Origin of the sequence: Hadarchaeum sp. (SeqCode), assembly GCF_038871235.1 — an archaeon.
Lineage (GTDB): Archaea > Hadarchaeota > Hadarchaeia > Hadarchaeales > Hadarchaeaceae > Hadarchaeum.
This window is the reverse complement of the sequence record NZ_JAVZIN010000009.1, coordinates 49,393-65,445: the sequence shown is the minus strand read 5'-3', so window position 1 is coordinate 65,445 and position 16,053 is coordinate 49,393. Positions and strand designations below refer to the sequence as shown.

At 51.5% G+C, this 16,053-nt stretch carries 18 protein-coding genes, 1 tRNA gene and 1 pseudogene; 15 read left to right on the top strand and 5 right to left on the bottom strand.

Annotated features, from left to right (window positions below; genetic code table 11):
* The 6 genes and pseudogenes from QXT02_RS05430 to QXT02_RS06755 all read left to right on the top strand — a co-directional run.
* A partial coding sequence (locus tag QXT02_RS05430) for a hypothetical protein (protein WP_342812398.1) occupies positions 1 to 299 on the top strand: 299 nt, incomplete at its 5' end.
* A gap of 50 nt (positions 300 to 349) precedes the next feature.
* Positions 350 to 481 (top strand): hypothetical protein, encoded by a 132-nt coding sequence (locus QXT02_RS05425; protein WP_342812396.1) that lies wholly within the window; start codon positions 350 to 352, stop codon positions 479 to 481.
* Entirely contained in the window at positions 474 to 848 is a 375-nt protein-coding gene (locus QXT02_RS05420; RefSeq protein ID WP_342812395.1) for a hypothetical protein, read from the top strand. The genes QXT02_RS05425 and QXT02_RS05420 overlap by 8 nt, the downstream gene beginning before the upstream one ends.
* The gene (locus tag QXT02_RS05415) at positions 829 to 1,095 is read left to right on the top strand and encodes a hypothetical protein (protein WP_342812394.1); all 267 of its coding nucleotides are present in this window, start codon (positions 829 to 831) and stop codon (positions 1,093 to 1,095) included. The genes QXT02_RS05420 and QXT02_RS05415 overlap by 20 nt, the downstream gene beginning before the upstream one ends.
* Positions 1,077 to 1,298 carry a hypothetical protein gene (locus QXT02_RS05410; RefSeq protein WP_342812393.1) on the top strand — a complete coding sequence of 74 codons (222 nt, stop codon included), beginning with the start codon at positions 1,077 to 1,079 and terminating at the stop codon, positions 1,296 to 1,298. Before QXT02_RS05415 ends, QXT02_RS05410 begins: the two co-directional genes overlap by 19 nt.
* Positions 1,299 to 1,872: 574 nt before the next feature.
* Positions 1,873 to 2,010, top strand: a pseudogene (locus QXT02_RS06755) (type II toxin-antitoxin system CcdA family antitoxin); the annotation flags it as partial.
* Positions 2,011 to 2,104: 94 nt separating this feature from the next.
* Here the strand turns inward: QXT02_RS06755 and QXT02_RS05405 are convergent.
* A tRNA-Arg gene (locus QXT02_RS05405) sits at positions 2,105 to 2,209 on the bottom strand.
* 56 nt (positions 2,210 to 2,265) lie between these two features.
* On the opposite strand from QXT02_RS05405, the gene glmM reads away from it, so the two are divergent.
* Positions 2,266 to 3,612, top strand: a complete 1,347-nt coding sequence (glmM, locus tag QXT02_RS05400; RefSeq protein WP_342812392.1) for a phosphoglucosamine mutase — start codon at positions 2,266 to 2,268, stop codon at positions 3,610 to 3,612.
* On the opposite strand, the gene amrS is transcribed toward glmM, so the two are convergent.
* Complete coding sequence (amrS, locus tag QXT02_RS05395) at positions 3,613 to 4,644, bottom strand: AmmeMemoRadiSam system radical SAM enzyme (RefSeq protein WP_342812391.1); 1,032 nt, start codon at positions 4,642 to 4,644, stop codon at positions 3,613 to 3,615.
* Positions 4,645 to 4,748: 104 nt separating this feature from the next.
* On the opposite strand from amrS, the gene QXT02_RS05390 reads away from it, so the two are divergent.
* The 3 genes from QXT02_RS05390 to gatB are packed head-to-tail and all read left to right on the top strand — an operon-like array spanning position 4,749 to position 7,734.
* Complete coding sequence (locus QXT02_RS05390; protein WP_342812390.1) at positions 4,749 to 5,006, top strand: Asp-tRNA(Asn) amidotransferase GatCAB subunit C; 258 nt, start codon at positions 4,749 to 4,751, stop codon at positions 5,004 to 5,006.
* Positions 4,988 to 6,361, top strand: coding sequence for an Asp-tRNA(Asn)/Glu-tRNA(Gln) amidotransferase subunit GatA (gatA, locus tag QXT02_RS05385; RefSeq protein ID WP_342812388.1), 1,374 nt, complete (start codon positions 4,988 to 4,990; stop codon positions 6,359 to 6,361). The genes QXT02_RS05390 and gatA overlap by 19 nt, the downstream gene beginning before the upstream one ends.
* Positions 6,362 to 6,363: 2 nt before the next feature.
* Complete coding sequence (gatB, locus tag QXT02_RS05380; protein ID WP_342812400.1) at positions 6,364 to 7,734, top strand: Asp-tRNA(Asn)/Glu-tRNA(Gln) amidotransferase subunit GatB; 1,371 nt, start codon at positions 6,364 to 6,366, stop codon at positions 7,732 to 7,734.
* A 43-nt stretch (positions 7,735 to 7,777) separates the two neighbouring features.
* Here gatB and QXT02_RS05375 read toward each other — a convergent pair whose 3' ends face one another.
* Positions 7,778 to 8,947 carry a proteasome-activating nucleotidase gene (locus tag QXT02_RS05375; RefSeq protein ID WP_342812399.1) on the bottom strand — a complete coding sequence of 390 codons (1,170 nt, stop codon included), beginning with the start codon at positions 8,945 to 8,947 and terminating at the stop codon, positions 7,778 to 7,780.
* A 186-nt stretch (positions 8,948 to 9,133) separates the two neighbouring features.
* On the opposite strand from QXT02_RS05375, the gene hflX reads away from it, so the two are divergent.
* From hflX to rd, 5 genes are all read left to right on the top strand, one after another.
* The gene (hflX, locus tag QXT02_RS05370) at positions 9,134 to 10,180 is read left to right on the top strand and encodes a GTPase HflX (RefSeq protein WP_342812387.1); all 1,047 of its coding nucleotides are present in this window, start codon (positions 9,134 to 9,136) and stop codon (positions 10,178 to 10,180) included.
* Between the two features lie 31 nt (positions 10,181 to 10,211).
* Entirely contained in the window at positions 10,212 to 10,742 is a 531-nt protein-coding gene (locus QXT02_RS05365) for a tRNA (cytidine(56)-2'-O)-methyltransferase (RefSeq protein ID WP_342812386.1), read from the top strand.
* 85 nt (positions 10,743 to 10,827) lie between these two features.
* Positions 10,828 to 11,454: a transcription factor E gene (tfe, locus tag QXT02_RS05360; protein ID WP_342812385.1), complete on the top strand. Its 627-nt coding sequence runs from the start codon at positions 10,828 to 10,830 to the stop codon at positions 11,452 to 11,454.
* Between the two features lie 61 nt (positions 11,455 to 11,515).
* Positions 11,516 to 12,349 (top strand): hypothetical protein, encoded by an 834-nt coding sequence (locus tag QXT02_RS05355; protein ID WP_342812384.1) that lies wholly within the window; start codon positions 11,516 to 11,518, stop codon positions 12,347 to 12,349.
* 277 nt (positions 12,350 to 12,626) lie between these two features.
* On the top strand, positions 12,627 to 13,313 hold the full coding sequence (gene rd, locus QXT02_RS05350) for a rubredoxin (protein WP_342812383.1): 687 nt from the start codon (positions 12,627 to 12,629) through the stop codon (positions 13,311 to 13,313).
* Positions 13,314 to 13,359: 46 nt separating this feature from the next.
* Here the strand turns inward: rd and QXT02_RS05345 are convergent, their stop codons facing one another.
* Positions 13,360 to 14,883 (bottom strand): ATP-binding protein, encoded by a 1,524-nt coding sequence (locus QXT02_RS05345; protein ID WP_342812382.1) that lies wholly within the window; start codon positions 14,881 to 14,883, stop codon positions 13,360 to 13,362.
* Positions 14,884 to 14,892: 9 nt separating this feature from the next.
* Positions 14,893 to 16,026 (bottom strand): DNA double-strand break repair nuclease NurA, encoded by a 1,134-nt coding sequence (locus QXT02_RS05340; RefSeq protein WP_342812381.1) that lies wholly within the window; start codon positions 16,024 to 16,026, stop codon positions 14,893 to 14,895.
* Positions 16,027 to 16,053 lie beyond the last annotated feature (27 nt).

The window sequence follows — 16,053 nt, the reverse complement described above, 5'->3', positions numbered from 1 at the left end:
GCTCAGTAAAATACTCCACCATCGATTACGACTTTTACCCGTCAAACCGCAGGCTCACGCAGCAGGCCACCGAGGAAATCCAACGGCTCTATTCCGAATATCTGGAAAAGGCAGAGGGCTTCAAGTTCCCCGTCTGGTGGTCGGCCTCTCCCGTCTGCGCCTTCCTGAAGGTCCTCCGCGCCGATGAACGGTGGTTCCTGGAAAAGGTGAAAGAGATCGTCATGGACCAAGCCAACTGGGAGATCGCCAACCCGCTGGTAGAGGAAATATTCCAGAAAGCAAAGGAGGCCGAAAAATGAAATACGCCGTCAAGACCGTCATAGAAACCCAGTGGCACCTGGTCCTGCCCTTGCCCGATGAAATCGTGTCGAGGTGCGGCGTCTTCAAGGGCCAGGAGTTCAAAATCGGCGCTTTCCGGAAAGACGGGCAGGTCGTCATCATCGCCAAGTCCCTGCCCTTCAAGGGTGATCGCCGTGTTTGACGCTCATTTACCAAACCAGCGGCCACCAAAGAACCGGCCGGCGGGGTCCAGCGCAACCTCCACCCGCCGGCCTTTACCCTTACCAAAACGGGTCTCCCCAGAGGTGTTCATCCATCCCGATTACGTGATCCTGCGCACCATGAACAACGACCACGCCTTGAGGTCCGAGCAGAGGGATGGTTTCCTCAGCGCCAAGGTCATCGAGCAGTCCGGCAGGCGGCAGCTCCAGCTCCACCTGAGGTTTGAGGGCCGGGATCACGCTTTCGGGAACACCGGCACCGTGGACCTGGACCTCTACCTGCCGCTGGAGGAGCTGCCGAAACTGACCCGCCTGGAGGCGCCTGATAGTGTATCAGCCAAGCCATAGGAGGATAAACGCAAGGGTTGCGGCCCTGCTGAGGCGATACCGCAAAACCCTGCGCGCCGGGACCATCTCCCGCCTCTTAGGGATAAGCACCACCACCTTGATCGAAGCCGGGATTAGGGACAGGGTTGGTCTGTTTTTCGTCTATTTCTTCCGCGGCCGCTGCTATTTCGCACCGCTGAGAAGATACAAAGACGACTGGGAGGAATGGGAAAGCTGGGACCGGGAGGAATGGGACGACCTGCCATGAAGGAGATAACGCTGGCCGTTTTTCTGTCGATTGTCCTCATCGTGGCCCTTGCCTGGATTCCGTTTTCCGACATGGCTGGAGACCTCATCGGCCAGGTAAGCACCGAGCCCACCGAGCTGCTCCCGCTCGAAAACGGGACCCCGATCTTATTTTTCGTTGTCGTGCTCCTCATCGCGCTCCTGATCTGGATGGTGGTAAGGTGATGGATGAATGGATACCGTGGTCTGTCCCTTTTGCAGCCGGAGGATACCCCTTAACCACCTTGGCGCTGCCTGCCTGCTTCACTTCGCGGTGAGGGTCCGGCCGAAATGGATAATCATATGCCCTCGACCCAATGGGCGGCGCAGTTTCTCGGTGTTCTCGGCCGCTATATATAAAGATGTATCTACATACTGTGGGCAAAAACAGATAAAATAAGCTCAATTCTGCCTCTGTTTGGTGTCAGGAAACAAGATGGCATTTTTGTTCCCGTTTGAAAAAACAGCCGATAAAGGAGATCCGAGGTGTCGTTGATTTAACTTCTTGACCACGGCATCCAAAGGAAAGAGCTGACTCGTCACTTACTTACCTTATACTTGGGTCCTTCTATCACCACCCTAAGGGAAACCATAAATTATTGCCATCTTAACTTCTGAAAAACGGGCAGGGAACGGCTCTGAAGCAGAAGTTAACGTATATTAACTTCTTCAGGACAGCATCTCCTTGCCTTCTTTTCTTGCGCGAATTCATCCACAACAGATTATAATCAGTTGCGTATTACAAAGCAATGAGGCAACCATGCCTGAATATGTATGTGTATATGCACGCAAACGCAAACGGAAAATCACCTGCCTGACCCTTGACCCCGAGATCGTCAAAGCCGCCAGGGAAAGAGGCATAAACCTGAGCCGCTTTCTGGAATATCAACTCAGGAAAGCCCTGGGAATGGAAAATGGGGCGGACTTTGACAAAAACGGCGAAAATAATTTCTTTCCGTCAACGCTTTCTTCCCAAGAAAGGGTTGAAGAGGCGGGCCCGGTGGGATTTGAACCCACGATATGCAGCTCTCCTCGCCGGGATAGAAGGCCTGCGGGTTTTTCAACTTGCCGCCTTATCCTAGCTAGGCCACGGGCCCGAGTAAACTATCACGTCACGATTTAATATTTGTGCGGCGATTATGAGTTGACATTCATGCCCAAACTCTTCGGAACCTTTGGAGTTAGAGGAATAGTTAACAAGGAGCTGACAATAAAAACTGCGCTCGAGCTGGGCCAAGCACTGGCGACCGATCTTGGCAACCGTGGCAGAGTTGCTGTGGGAAGAGACAACAGGACCTCCGGTGTGATGCTTGAAGAAGCGCTGGTAGCTGGCCTGAACTCCGGCGGCTGCGATGCCGTCAGGCTGGGTCTGATCCCAACTCCAGTGCTGTCCTTCGCCACCAGATACTTCAGCTGCGACGCTGGAGTCATGATCACCGCCTCTCACAATCCTGCTGAATACAACGGAATCAAATTCTGGGACTGCGATGGCGCTGGGTTTCAGCGCTGGCGGGAGGAAAAAATTGAACGCATAATCTCCCGCGGTACAAAGATGGTGAGCTGGTGCGACATTGGGCACTTTGAAAGCGCGGAGGCTTTGTCCCACTATGTTGCCGCCATCAAAAAAAGGGTTCCAAAGTTCAGACGTGAGTTGAAGGTGGTCCTCGACTGCGCCAACGCCGTAGGGAATCTAGTCACACCTGGACTTCTCAGGGAGCTGGGCTGCAAGGTGATTTCAATCAACGGCCAGCTTGATGGAACCTTTCCGGGCCGAAAACTGGAAACCGTCCCCGAAAATCTGAAGGAGCTGGCCAAGACCGTCGTCGGTTGTAAGGCCGATCTGGGGGTGGCGCACGATGGTGATGCCGACCGAACCCTTATCGTTGACGAACGCGGTGAAATTATCAGCGGAGATAGAGTTTTCGCCCATGTGGCCCTACATTACCTTGGTGAAAAAACTAGGCCCAAAATCCTGACCACCGTGGCCACGAGCTCTGTCCTTGAAGATGTCGCCACCAAGCTGGGTGGCGAGGTGGTAAGAACCAAAGTTGGTGAGCCTGAGCTGGTCGAGGAGTTTCGAAAAAATGGTGGTGACATAGCCGGCGAGGAGAATGGTGGTGTGATCTTCCCTGATTGGTTGCTCTGCAGGGATGGCATAATGACTGCGGTTCAGTTTATTGCAGCCCTGGACAAAACCGAAATGAAGGCCTCAGAATTTAACCTAACCTTGCCCGTCTACTTCCAAGTAAAAAAAAGGCTAGAGTGTCCCAACGATAAAAAAGCTAAAGTGCTCGAGCGGTTGACCAAGAGATTTTCTGATCATCGAATCTGCCGAGAGGATGGGCTGAGAATAGAGTTCGAGGAAGGCTGGCTTCTGCTCAGGCCCTCAGGGACCGAGCCCATTTTCCGCTGCTTTGCCGAGGCCAAGACAGAAAAACAGGCAAAGAAAATCGCAGATCTTGGAATGAAGGAACTGAAAGCCGCCATAAGGCAAAGCTAGCTATCTTGAGGCTGGGCTGTACTCCCCAAAAATTTTGATTTCGGTGCCGCATTTGGGGCATTTATGATCCTTGATCTCGTAACGGAGGATGTCAAAGCCAAACCTTTCAATGAGGAGCTTCCCGCAGTTGGGACAGTAGGTGTTATCGCCCTTGTGGCCGGCCACATTGCCGATGTAAACGTAGTGCAGTCCTTCCTCCTTGGCTATCTTCAGAGCCAGCTCAAGCGTCCTTACCGGGGTCGGCTCCCGGTCGCTCATTTTATACATGGGGAAAAAGCGGCTGAAGTGAGTCGGGACATCGGGACCCAGCTTCTCCACCTCCCACCGGCAAAATTTGCGGATCTCCTCAGAATTGTCGTTTTCACCGGGGATAATCAAGTAGGTGGTCTCAAGGTGAATCCCATTTTCCACCATCCACTCGCAGGTCCTCAAAACCGGCTCGAGTCCCGGAGCGGAACAGACTCTTCGATAGAAATCATCGGAAAAGGCTTTCACATCAACATTGGCCGCGGCGAGATAAGGTTTGATCTCCTCCCAGGCCTCTAGGCTCATGTAGCCATTAGTGACGTAGATGTTGTAAATCCCTGCCGCGTGGGCAATTTTAGCGGTGTCGTAAACAAACTCAAACCAGATCGATGGTTCCGAATAGGTGTAGGAAATGCTCGGACAACGATACTTCTGGGCCAGCTCCACCACCCTCTCGGGTAACATATTCTCATGATCTACTTCCTCTATGTTCGCCTGCGAGATCGTCCAATTTTGACAGTGGCGGCAGGCGAGATTACAACCGGCCGTGCCTATTGAAAAGGAGTCGCTGCCGGGCAGAAAATGATAAAGGGGTTTCTTTTCCACAGGGTCAATCGCCATCGATGTCACCGAGCCATAGATGAGGGTATAAAGCTGGCCGCGATCGTTCAACCGAGTGCGACAGAAACCGGTTTCACCCATGGGAATTACACATAGGCGGGGGCAAAGACGACACCGAACCTTATCGCCAAGTAGTGACTCACCAAATCTCGCCGGCTTTCTCATAATGCCACTTTAAAATTATCTTATCTTTAAAGGATTAAGCTTGCTCGGTGCTGGATAAACCCCAAACTTTTCTTATATCAAACGTGATATCAACTGGGGACGCTATGGGCGACAGGGAAGAGGAAATTAAACGCAGCGCAGAGGAAATAATCGCCTCATTTGTCAAGGCTACTGAAAACATTCCGGAACTAAAGGAGACCTACTACAGCTTAGAGGCCTACAACGTCGTCCGCACCGACGATGAGCCTTCGTCTGAGGAAGAGCGCTCGCTGTTTCGAAGCCGGTTCATCTCCCTGATGCCAAAATCCGATGAACTGGGCAACCTTAAGGTGGAAGTGGCGAGATGGTCCAAGGAACGCTAGAAAAGCTGGCTGAAATCAGGCGGGGCGACCTCTCCGCTGTTGAAAATGTCTCTTCATTGCTAGAAAAAATCAAAAAGCTGGACCGGAAGATCAACTCCTTCATCGAGATCAACCCGAACGCCCTGACGGAAGCTGAGGCAGTGGACCGCAAAATAAAGAAGGGTGAAAGGGCGGGAAAACTGGCCGGCCTCGCCATCGGAATAAAATCAAACATTAATGTCGCTGGGCTGAGAGCAACCTGCGCCTCACGTACCCTCCAAGACTATGTTTCGCCCTACGATGCCGAGGTTATCAGAAGGATCAGGGGTGAGGATGGAATTATCATCGGCATGAATAACATGGATGAGTTCGCCTGTGGCTCAAGCGGCGAGTCCAGCGCTTTCGGCCCCACCGACAACCCTGCTGCCCCCGGCCACATCCCTGGTGGTTCAAGCAGCGGTAGTGCTGCGGCGATCGCTGCGGGGTTGTGCGATATTTGTCTTGGCAGCGACACCGGTGGCTCTATAAGAAATCCGGCCAGCCACTGCGGCATCGTCGGTCTTAAGCCCACCTATGGCCTCGTGCCCCGGCAAGGCTTAATCGATCTCGGTATGAGTCTCGACCAAATCGGGCCGCTCTCGGCTGATGTTTCAGGCACGGTAGTGATGCTAGAAACTATTGCTGGCCGAAGTGACAACGAGTGTATCATGCTGAACGTGGACAAAGTTAGCTACTCTGAGAAACTTCAGAATGATGATCTCAAGGGATTACGCGTCGGGGTCAGTGAAAAATTTGCGGAACTAACCGACCCCGCAATCATAAAAGTCATCGACCGAGGCATCGAAAAACTCCGCGAGCTGGGAGCCGAAATCGTTGCGATTGACTTACCTAACCTTGAACGCGGCCTTTACGCTTACTACCTCATCGTCTCGGTGGAATTCTTCTCCGGAACCAGAAAGTTCGATGGCAGAAAATATGGAAAGAAAATAGAGGAAGTTTGCGGGGAAGAGGTGCTAAGGAGGATAATGCGGGGTCGCTACATCAGTCAAAAAGAGTACCGAGGGAAGTTCTACCAACGGGCACTTCAAGTCAGGACTCTGATCAAGCGGGAATTGATGGCGGCCTTTGAAAAGGTAGATGTCATCGCCGGACCCACTGTACCCAAATTACCTCACCGAATTGGAAGTAAACTCACACCAATGGAAATGTATGCCTACGACTATCTCACCGTACCAGCCAACCTAGCGGGGATCTGCGCTGGCGTCATCAAGGCCGGCGAAATCAGCGGCATCCCTGTAGGGCTTCAGATACAGGGGCGGGTGCTGGGCGAGCTTGAAGTGCTCAAGGTGATGAAAGCACTGGAGGCCACCGAATGAACATAAAGATAGGATTCGAGGTCCACCAGCAGATTAATACCAAGCGCAAGATGTACTGCAACTGTCCGACGAACTATCAGGAAGTGCCACCAAACACCAACATCTGTCCCATCTGCACAGGAATGCCCGGAGCCAAGCCGCTACCACCCAACCAAAAGGCCGTAGAAGCCGCGGTTGAAATTGCCCTGATGCTTGGGTGTGAAATCATCACTGGGCAGACGATCTACATCCAGAGGAAACACTACGACTATCCCGACCTTCCCTCGGGCTACCAGCGGACGAGCTTGCCCATTGCCAGCGGAGGTAACCTGCAGGGTGTTAGGATCAGGGAAATTCACCTAGAGGAAGACCCAGGACAGTACGACCCCACAACGGGAACCGTTGACTACAATCGATCAGGCATACCTCTCGTTGAAATAGTCACTGAGCCAGACATGAAATCGCCTGAAGAGGCTCGCAAATTCTTGCGGGCTCTTGTTCGCGTTCTGGAATATACGGGAAAAGTCAGGCCTGAGGCTGGCGGAGCAATGAGAGCCGATGTTAACATCTCCCTTGAAGGCGGCGGCCGGGTTGAAGTTAAAAACATCAACTCGGTGAAGGGTGCCTACCGGGCCCTAAAGTTCGAGATCATCAGGCAGAAGGAGAGGTTGAAGAAGGGATTGGCGGTGAAAAGGGAGACTAGAGCTTTTCTCGAGAGCCAGATGGTCACCGTACCTATGAGGGCTAAGGAAATGGAGGAGGACTACCGTTACATACCTGACCCCGACATCTTCCCACTCATCCTTGAGGAGGCTTGGGTCAAAAAGATACGAGAAAAAATGGCCGAGCCTCCTCATTTGAGGGAAAAGCGATTGATGGAGAAATATAAAATATCGGCAGCGACAGCGGAACTCATCGTCAGCGAGCGAGAACTGGCCGATCTTTACGAAGCCGTGGCTAGTGAAGTCGATCCTAAGCTGGCGGCGAACTGGTTCAAGACTAGGCTCAAGAAAGTACTCAACTACATGAAGCTTCGGGCTGCGGACGTCAAGTTCACACCGGCACAACTCGCGGCGCTACTCCGGATGGTTGGGGAAAATCGCGTAACTCCAGAGCAAGGAGAGCTGATCCTCAGGGAGCTAGCTAGGAACCCCGACGATCCCGAAAAAATCATGCGAGAACTTGGTCTTATCCCCATTAAAACAACAGAACTGGTGGCTGCAATTGACCGAGTAATCACGGAAAATCCCAAAGCTGTAGAAGACTATCTGCGGGGAAAGGATGAAGCCATCAACTTCCTAACCGGAAAGGTGCTCAGACTCACTCGGGGTAGAGCTGACCCGCGGGAAATTACCAAGCTACTGTTAACAAAGATAAAGAGTCATAGGAATTAAAGGAAAATATGGAAAAGTTGAAAGTGTGGAAATGGGCTTGAACTCAGTAACCGTACATCTTCTCCGGTTTGGTCGAAAATTCAAAGTCCTCATGGATTCGACTCGGCGGTAAAACCTTTGCCACGGCCAAGTTGAAATCAGCCTGCGTCACTTGATCGCGTCCACCTCTGATTGCGAACATGCCCGCCTCAGTGCAAATCGACTTTATGTCGGCGCCGGTGGCCTTCTCGGTTGCCTTGGCTAGGGCCTTGAGATCAACATCTTTGGCTAGATTCATCTTCGCTGTGTGAATCTTGAATATCGCATACCTGGCCGACTCATTCGGTAGCGGGAAATAAATCAACCTGTCGAATCTTCCCGGACGTAACAGTGCCGGATCAAGAATATCGGGTCGGTTAGTCGCGGCAAGAATTCTCACATCGCCCCTCGGATCGAAGCCGTCTATTTCCGCTAGAAGCTGCATCAGGGTTCTGTGGACCTCCCTGTCGCCACTGGTCGAAACGTCCATGCGCCTCGCTCCTATCGCATCAAGCTCATCTATGAAAACGATCGAAGGGGCCCGCTCCCGGGCCAGCTCAAACATTTCCCTTACTATCCTAGCGCCCTCACCGATGTACTTGTGAACCAGCTCGGAACCCACCACCCTGATGAAAGTCGCCCGGGTTTCGTGCGCCACCGCCCTAGCCAGCAGCGTCTTTCCAGTACCCGAGGCCCCGTAGAGCAACACGCCCTTGGGAGGGTCTATGCCCACTTTTGTGAACAGATCCTTCCTCAGCAGGGGTAGCTCCACAGTCTCCCTGATTTCCCGGATCTGTTCCTCAAGCCCACCAACATCAGAGTAGGTCACCGATGGCGCTTCATCTACTTCCATCCCCAGCACGAGAGGATCCTTCTTCGAGGGCAAAATCTCCATGATGCTGAGATTTCGCTGGTTAAGCGCCACCCTGACGCCGGGTTTGAGATCCTCGGGTTTGATGAACTGTGAGGCCGTGACCACAAAGTGAGGCCCAGCGCTACTGCGAACGATGGCTCGGCCATCTTCCAGCACATCGATAAGCGTCGCAGCGACAAGTGGCGGAGCCCTCATCCGGTCAAACTCGGCGCGCAGGCTCTGCAACTCCCGCTCCATCTTCAGATACTGGCTTTCAATAACGCGCTTCTCGTGCTCGAGGTCGCGAATTCGGCGCTCGAGCCCCTGGATATAGTCCGCCACGTAGGACTCATCGCTGGAGTTGGGCTTAGATTTTGTAGAATCGGACAACTTTAATCCCGTTGAATACTATTGTAAGACCTTAATAAACTTTCAGTGGAAGTTTAGGTCGCTCAAAAATTGGCATGCCGGAATGAACAGTTCTACCCATAATTTTTTGTCCGAACAACGAGCTTTAATTGAGGGGACATGCGCGTTATCCTCGTCGAACGTTTACTGTCTGGCGAACAGTCTCGCTTGAACGAGCTGCAGGCTTTGGTAGAAACGCTAAACTACGAAGTCGTGGCCAAGCTACAGCAGGTCCGAAACCCAGACCCAGCTTACCAAATCGGGAAGGGAAAGGCGAAAGAACTGGCAGAATTGGTAAAAACAACCAAAGCGGAAAGAGTTGTTTTTCGCAACCAGCTGACCCCATCCCAGGCTCACAAGCTTTCTCGTCTTCTCGGCGTGGAGGTGGTCGACAGATTTCAAATCGTGTTAGAAATATTCGCCATGAGGGCCGGGTCGCCGGAAGCCAAGCTCCAAATAGAATATGCCAGGCTGAAATACGAACTACCCAAAATTCGGGAACAAATTAAGGCACTTCTTTCGGTGGAACAGCCCGGTTTCCGGGGTGGTGGTGAGTACGAAGTCAACGTGAGGTATGATATGGTTAAGCGCAAGCTCGCCACCCTGCGCAGAAAGCTGAAGTCCATCGAAAAAACGCGGGAGGAACGACGCAAGTTCAGAAGAAAAAGGGGGTTCAAATTGGTGGCGCTGGCCGGCTACACCAACTCAGGAAAGTCAACGCTGCTAAACGCCCTGACCGATGCTAAGGCCGAGGTGGACAACATGTACTTCACCACCCTGATGCCCAGAACCAGGGCGCTAAAGGCGAGCAAGATGATCCTCCTCACCGATACCGTCGGCTTCATAGACGACCTGCCTCCTTGGCTTTTCGAGGCCTTCAAGGCCACGCTCGAGGAAATCTATCTGGCGGACTTAGTGGTGTTGTTGGTGGACGCGTCGGACCCTGTGCCGGAAATAATAAGAAAACTTAGGACATCGCAGAAAATCCTAGCCGAGTACTCCGTTAAGACCATCACCGCGCTCAATAAAATCGATCTAATAACTGAGGAAGATCTCGAGCGCAAGATGGAAGTGCTCCACAGCATGACGTCAACCCTAGTACCGATATCAGCTACCCAAGGCACCAACCTAGATGCGCTTTTGGAATCAATTCGTGCCAACACCTAACAGCCTTTAGCCCTTGTGGTCCCATTATCAGATGATGGTTAAAGTTGTAGTCTTGCGAATGGGACACAGGATCTTCCGTGATAAGCGGGTGACCACCCACGTGGGGCTGGTCGCAAGGGCTTTCGGCGCAGACGGGATGATCATTTCCGATGTCAGCGATAAAACCGTCGAGGAGAGCATCAGAAAGGTGGTTCAGAACTGGGGCGGAGATTTCTTTGTGGAAAGCGGTAAATCTTGGAGGGCAGTTGTGGAGACTTGGCGCCACATGGGTGGTGTGATTGTACACCTGACCATGTATGGAATTCCTGTCGACGAGGTCATACCTAAACTTAAAGGTAAGGACATCCTCGTCATCGTTGGCGGCGAAAAAATGCCTAGAGAAGTATTTGAAATCGCTGATTTTAACGTTGCTATTGGCAATCAACCACATTCTGAGATAGCAGCTCTAGCCATTTTCCTTGATAGGATTTTTCATGGTTCTGAACTAAAAAAGGAGTTTAAAAACAGCAAAATGAAGATAATACCGACAGAAAAAGGCAAAAAAATTGAAATAAAGTCATAAAAATACAATTATTTTGTTTTGATTCCCGTTAATTATATTTACAAAAAGAAACAAAAAAATTTAAATGTTGTAAAATGGTGATGCCATGGCAAAAGCGACTTCTAAAAAAATAGAGAAAACCAAGAAAAAAACAACGGCCAAAAAGCAAGGCAAAAAAACTGCTGCCTCAGCAAAAAAAGTAAAGGTTGAGCCGGAAAAGGCGGCTCCCATCTCGCTGGAAAATCCCACCATTTATGAGCTTCTCCACCAAATAGCCGGAGAACACGGCTATACTGTGGCCAAGGCTATCGTCTCAGAAGAGCTGACCGACGAGGAAATTGCCAAGAGAACCGGAATCAGGCTCAACCTCGTCCGGAGGATCCTGTATGACCTCTACGATAATCGGGTGGTCAGCTACCGCAGGGTCCGGGACGAGAACAGCGGCTGGTACATCTATTACTGGAAGGTCGATCCCGAGCGCGCCCTAGCTTATGTGAAAACTAACCGCCAGCTCCTCTTACAAAAGCTGGAGGAACAACTGGAGAAAGAGAAAAACACTATCTACTTTTCCTGCAGCAACGGTTGTCCGAAGATGACGCTGGAGGAAGCTGCGGAAAATGATTTTAAGTGCTCCAGATGCAAGGGAAAGCTGGAGCCCTACGACAACTCGGCCACCATCATCTCGCTGGAACGTAGGATTCAGGCCTTGCGAGAGCAACTGGCTCAAGCCTAAATTTGTCGGCCCCCGTTTGCCCTTTTATAAATAGTTGACACCCAAACACTCACCGGGAACTTTGCAAGATGCTGGGAAAAGGTTCAACGTTGAAAAAGCAGATTTATCAATCACACCCGATAGCAAAATTCACCTGAACGGAGCGAAAATCAAGGACTTCGGCGCGGTCTGTGATGTAAGCGTGCTAATTAATCGTGATAGCTTCGAAACGGCAAAACGAATCGTTGCCGCCGGCGGACTTTATCTGCCCTCAGCGACTTACAGCTGGCTGGCGCGCGACAAGCTGATATCAGTAAGAAACCTGATAGTTGGATATAGCTTGATCAACCAATTTGTGCGTGATGGTGAACTGATCGTGGTTTATCTGCCCGAGCTGCTGGATGAAATCTCCAGACGGCTGCTTTACGGGGCTGATCGCGAGATACCTCTTACGGATTTAAGGGCATCCATGCTGGCGGCCCATTTAAAAATGCCGATCCTGACATTCAGCAGCCAGTTCACCGAGCGCCTGAGCGACCATCTGGGAGCTAGGACTATCTGGCAGCTGAATGTTCTTCCTAACCATGGATCAATGCTCGCGGCAATCGACCTCTACTGGGAGCTAGCCTCAGAGCTAGGTGGATACTTGGCCCGCCACCAAAATAACGGCGATGAGTTTGAAGCTTTGGTGGAAGAAATCAAGAGGTTGAAGCTGGACAACCTCAGAACCAAAACATCACAAATATCGAAAAGCCGCCCACACCAGTCAAACTCCGAAAGGCTAAACCTTGTCTATATCGGGTTGGATATCACCACATTCATGCGTGAATATCTGGAGCAGCACATAATTCAACCTGAAGCGGCGAGAAAACTTTATGAAAAATCGCTGCTGCTGATTGCCTGCCTCGAGGACTGATTTCCATGCCTTAGATTCCCAGCTTCTTTCCCTTAGACTCAATGTGCGCCAATACAGCGTAGTGGCTTTCACCGGGTCCCTCTCCACGTTGGAGCACAGGTCACGCCTCGTGCCAGCCTGAAAACGGACATCTTCGGTCGGGATCAACGCCTAGTCCTTTAGCCGCATACCGATCCCAGATATTGGTCAGCCATCCATTACAACGTTATTATAAAAAAACCGCATACCAAAATTGTTTTTATAAGAAAAATGAATACAAACCTGGAGAATCGATAAAATGGACTTGAAAACTCTTTACAAAATTAGTTACGGCCTATATGTGGTGAGTTCTAAATATGAGGACAAAATGAACGGACAAATTGCCAACACCGTTTTTCAGACCACCTCCGATCCACCGACGATAGCCGTCTGCCTGAATAAAAAAAACCTGACCCATGAGATCATCCAAAAAAGCAATGTCTTCACTGTCTCGATCTTGGCAAAGGATGCTCCCCTTAATTTTATAGGTGACTTTGGCTTCAAAACGGGAAGGGAAACGGACAAGTTCAAAGATGTTAAGTACAAAATTGGCGTCACCGGTGCCCCCATCGTCCTAGACAACGCTGTGGGTTATCTCGAGGCCGAAGTCATCAACAGCCTAGATGTAGGCACTCACACCATTTTCATCGGAAAGATTGTGGAAGCTCAGACGTTAAGTACCACGGAACCGATGACTTACGCCTACTACCACGAGATAAAGCGGGGGGTCTCTCCACCTACGGCTCCGACATACATAAAGGAGGAAAAGCCGACCAAACCCCTGGTATTTCAAAAATACAAGTGCACGATTTGCGGATACATCTACGACCCAGAAAAGGGCGATCCCGACTCAGGCATTAAACCCGGGACTCCGTTCGAGGAGCTGCCGGAAAATTGGGTCTGCCCGATCTGCGGGGCGGATAAATCTGCATTTGAAAAAATATAGACGCCCCGCAGTTGAACCGGAGTCAATTGCGCCAGCTTGAGAACCGTCACATAAAGGCTTTTGCGTCCTCTTCTTCCCCTGAATTCATTGTTTCAAATTCCCTCACAGCATCCTCCATGCTGAGCCCATGTTTGGATATCTGCGTGTGCTTCTTCCTGATCCTCACGAAGATGGGATAGTTCACCGCCTCGCCGAGTATAAGAGCCTCGCCCACCGGCAAAGTGGAAACCATCTCAGCAACTTCCTTGGTTATGGCCTCTGATGACTGCTTGATGTGTTCCAGATCATAGGGATTGGTTATGCGTAGTATCACGTTGGTGCTGGCCTGCGAGAGTACCGTTGTCGACAGCCTAACCGGGCGCTGGGAGATGAGCATCAGCGAGGCATAGAACTTGCGCCCCTCCCTCGCAATCGTCTCGAGAGCCGGCCTTGAGATCGCCGCTTCCTTGGACTCCTTAGAGGGGCAGAACTGCTGCGCCTCCTCCAAGCAAAACACAAAGGGGGGCACCTGATTCCGCTTCCGGGCGTGAAACAGTCTTCGGGCAACGTGGGCCACGATCATCTGCTTGCGGCGGAGGCTGGTCATTTCGCTCAAATCCAAGACCAGCGCCCTCCCCGGCAATACCGCATGTTCCCAGCAGGGGTTGTCAGCATAATCGAATATCCCGAGGAACTGCAGGTCGTTGAGCCACCCGACTAAAGCCTGCTGAAGCTGTTTATTCAGGCCTTCCTCAGCCTCAACTCTTGAAATAACATCATCTAGATCAAAAGGGCCCTTACCATTCCTCATTTCTAAACGCAGCTCCTCAAGAACCCTCTGAAGTTCTCGCAGCTGAACTCCTGAGACGTCAGGCAGGAACTCCTTTAGCTGATAAGCGCTCAGGTTTGGAACACCGATGCGAATATCATTTCCCTTCACCACGGCCGCTTTACCGGAATAAGCGGTCCGGCTCGCCAGCTCCCCGTATTCCCCATGGACATCAACTATTATCACGGCGGGTCGACCTTGCTCTGCTGAACGGCCAAGCAGCTCTTCCACAATCACCGTGGCAAAATTGCTCTTACCCGAACCGGACATGGCAAGCACTGCCAAGTGTTTTCTCAGCAGCTTGGTGAGGTCAAGTTTTACCGGAACATCGTGGTGCCGAAGCCTCCCAATCTCCACTCCGCCGCTTAGCCTCAGCCCTAGAAACTGCGCCAGCATTTCATTTTCCACCGTCAAAACCCTTTGTCCCGGAGAGGGAGGGAAGGTGCACCTCTCTAATCCCTGATCCCTCAGGACTCCCAGCACCTGAGCCCTCGCCACCAAATACTCCCAGCGATCGGCGGGAAATATCGACGTCAGCGGTTTACCCCTTCGTTCATACTCCCTGACGGATTCCGCACGCACAAAGTACCTGTTGGTCTTGATAAGATTAGTCACGAAGGCCATCACCAAGCCCTCCTCAGTTTCAACCCTGACAAACTGACCCTGACGGACAGGAATATCGCTCTCGCCGCATGTGACAACAAAACTGAAGCTGCCCGGCGAAGGCGAATCTTCATCCACAATTATAGTTCCGATTTCCAAACCAACACCTCAAAAGGGCTTTCTCTCGCGCCTCAGATCGGGGGCAAAGTCTGGATCCAAACGCGCGGAAATGATGTCTCTCACCCAACTGAGTTCCTCTTCCGCCAATCTAGCACAAGCATCGGCTTCGATAATGACGGAGGGCAACCCAAATCCCTCATGATAGGAGGACAACGCATAGACCAACGAAGCTACCCGATCGGCTGTTTCTGCAACATTTTCTACGCCTTTTAAAAACTCTATTCGGAGCGGCCTGTCATAGGGAACTGTCCTGATGTAAAACCCATAAATCCTCGCACCCCAGCTCCCTAGGTCGCTGAGCACATAGCTCGCGGGCTTCTCCACATAGGTGAAGGCCGAAGTGCGCTCGCCAACTCCGAGCACGTGATTCAGAAGAACCGTGTCCCTCGTTTTATCCAAGATTAATAAATCTTCTTTCTCCAAGTTAAACTTGTCAAAAGCAGCCTTCAGAATTTCAACTAATCTGGTGCCGCGGCTGTCCTTAACCGCTCCGGCAAGGACAATGCCGGCCTCCGCGCAGACCTGGTAAAGCCTCGTGTACGCCCGGATCAAATTTTGATACTTCTCCAGCAAAATTGGGCTTCTCGGAAAGCGCTCGACATACTGGGGAACAATTGAACCATCAAGCAATATTGACTCGACGCCGCCTCTCTCAGCAACTTGTGCCGCAGTTTCGATTTCAGCCAGCTGGCGCTCCATTCCTGCTAATGACTGAAACTCCCAAGAATCAAGGGGCTCCACAACATCTATCAGCTTCGGCGGCGGCAACTCACTCGGCGAATACTCGACCCCCTCCAAAACAGCACCGCGATAATGAAATATCGCTGCCAAGGCCCTGACCAAGATGAGGTCAAATCCATGCAGCTGCTGATAAAGCAAGCTGCCATCGACACCGCAAACACGAACATCAACAAGGGGATCCATCCCCACTTCCTTGAAAAGAGTTTTTTCGGCAACGCCCCTCATCACATCCAAATCTACCTCTCTTAAATTGGCAAGTGCTTCACCAATTTTTTTCCTCTTCATTTCTTGGTCAATCATGCGCTTGATCGCCTTCTCCAACGCCTGCTCAAGTGATAAACTGCCGGCGAAAGTACCGACCGACTGTACTGATAAACTCATGACACACCTCCAAATTGCCTCGAAGCC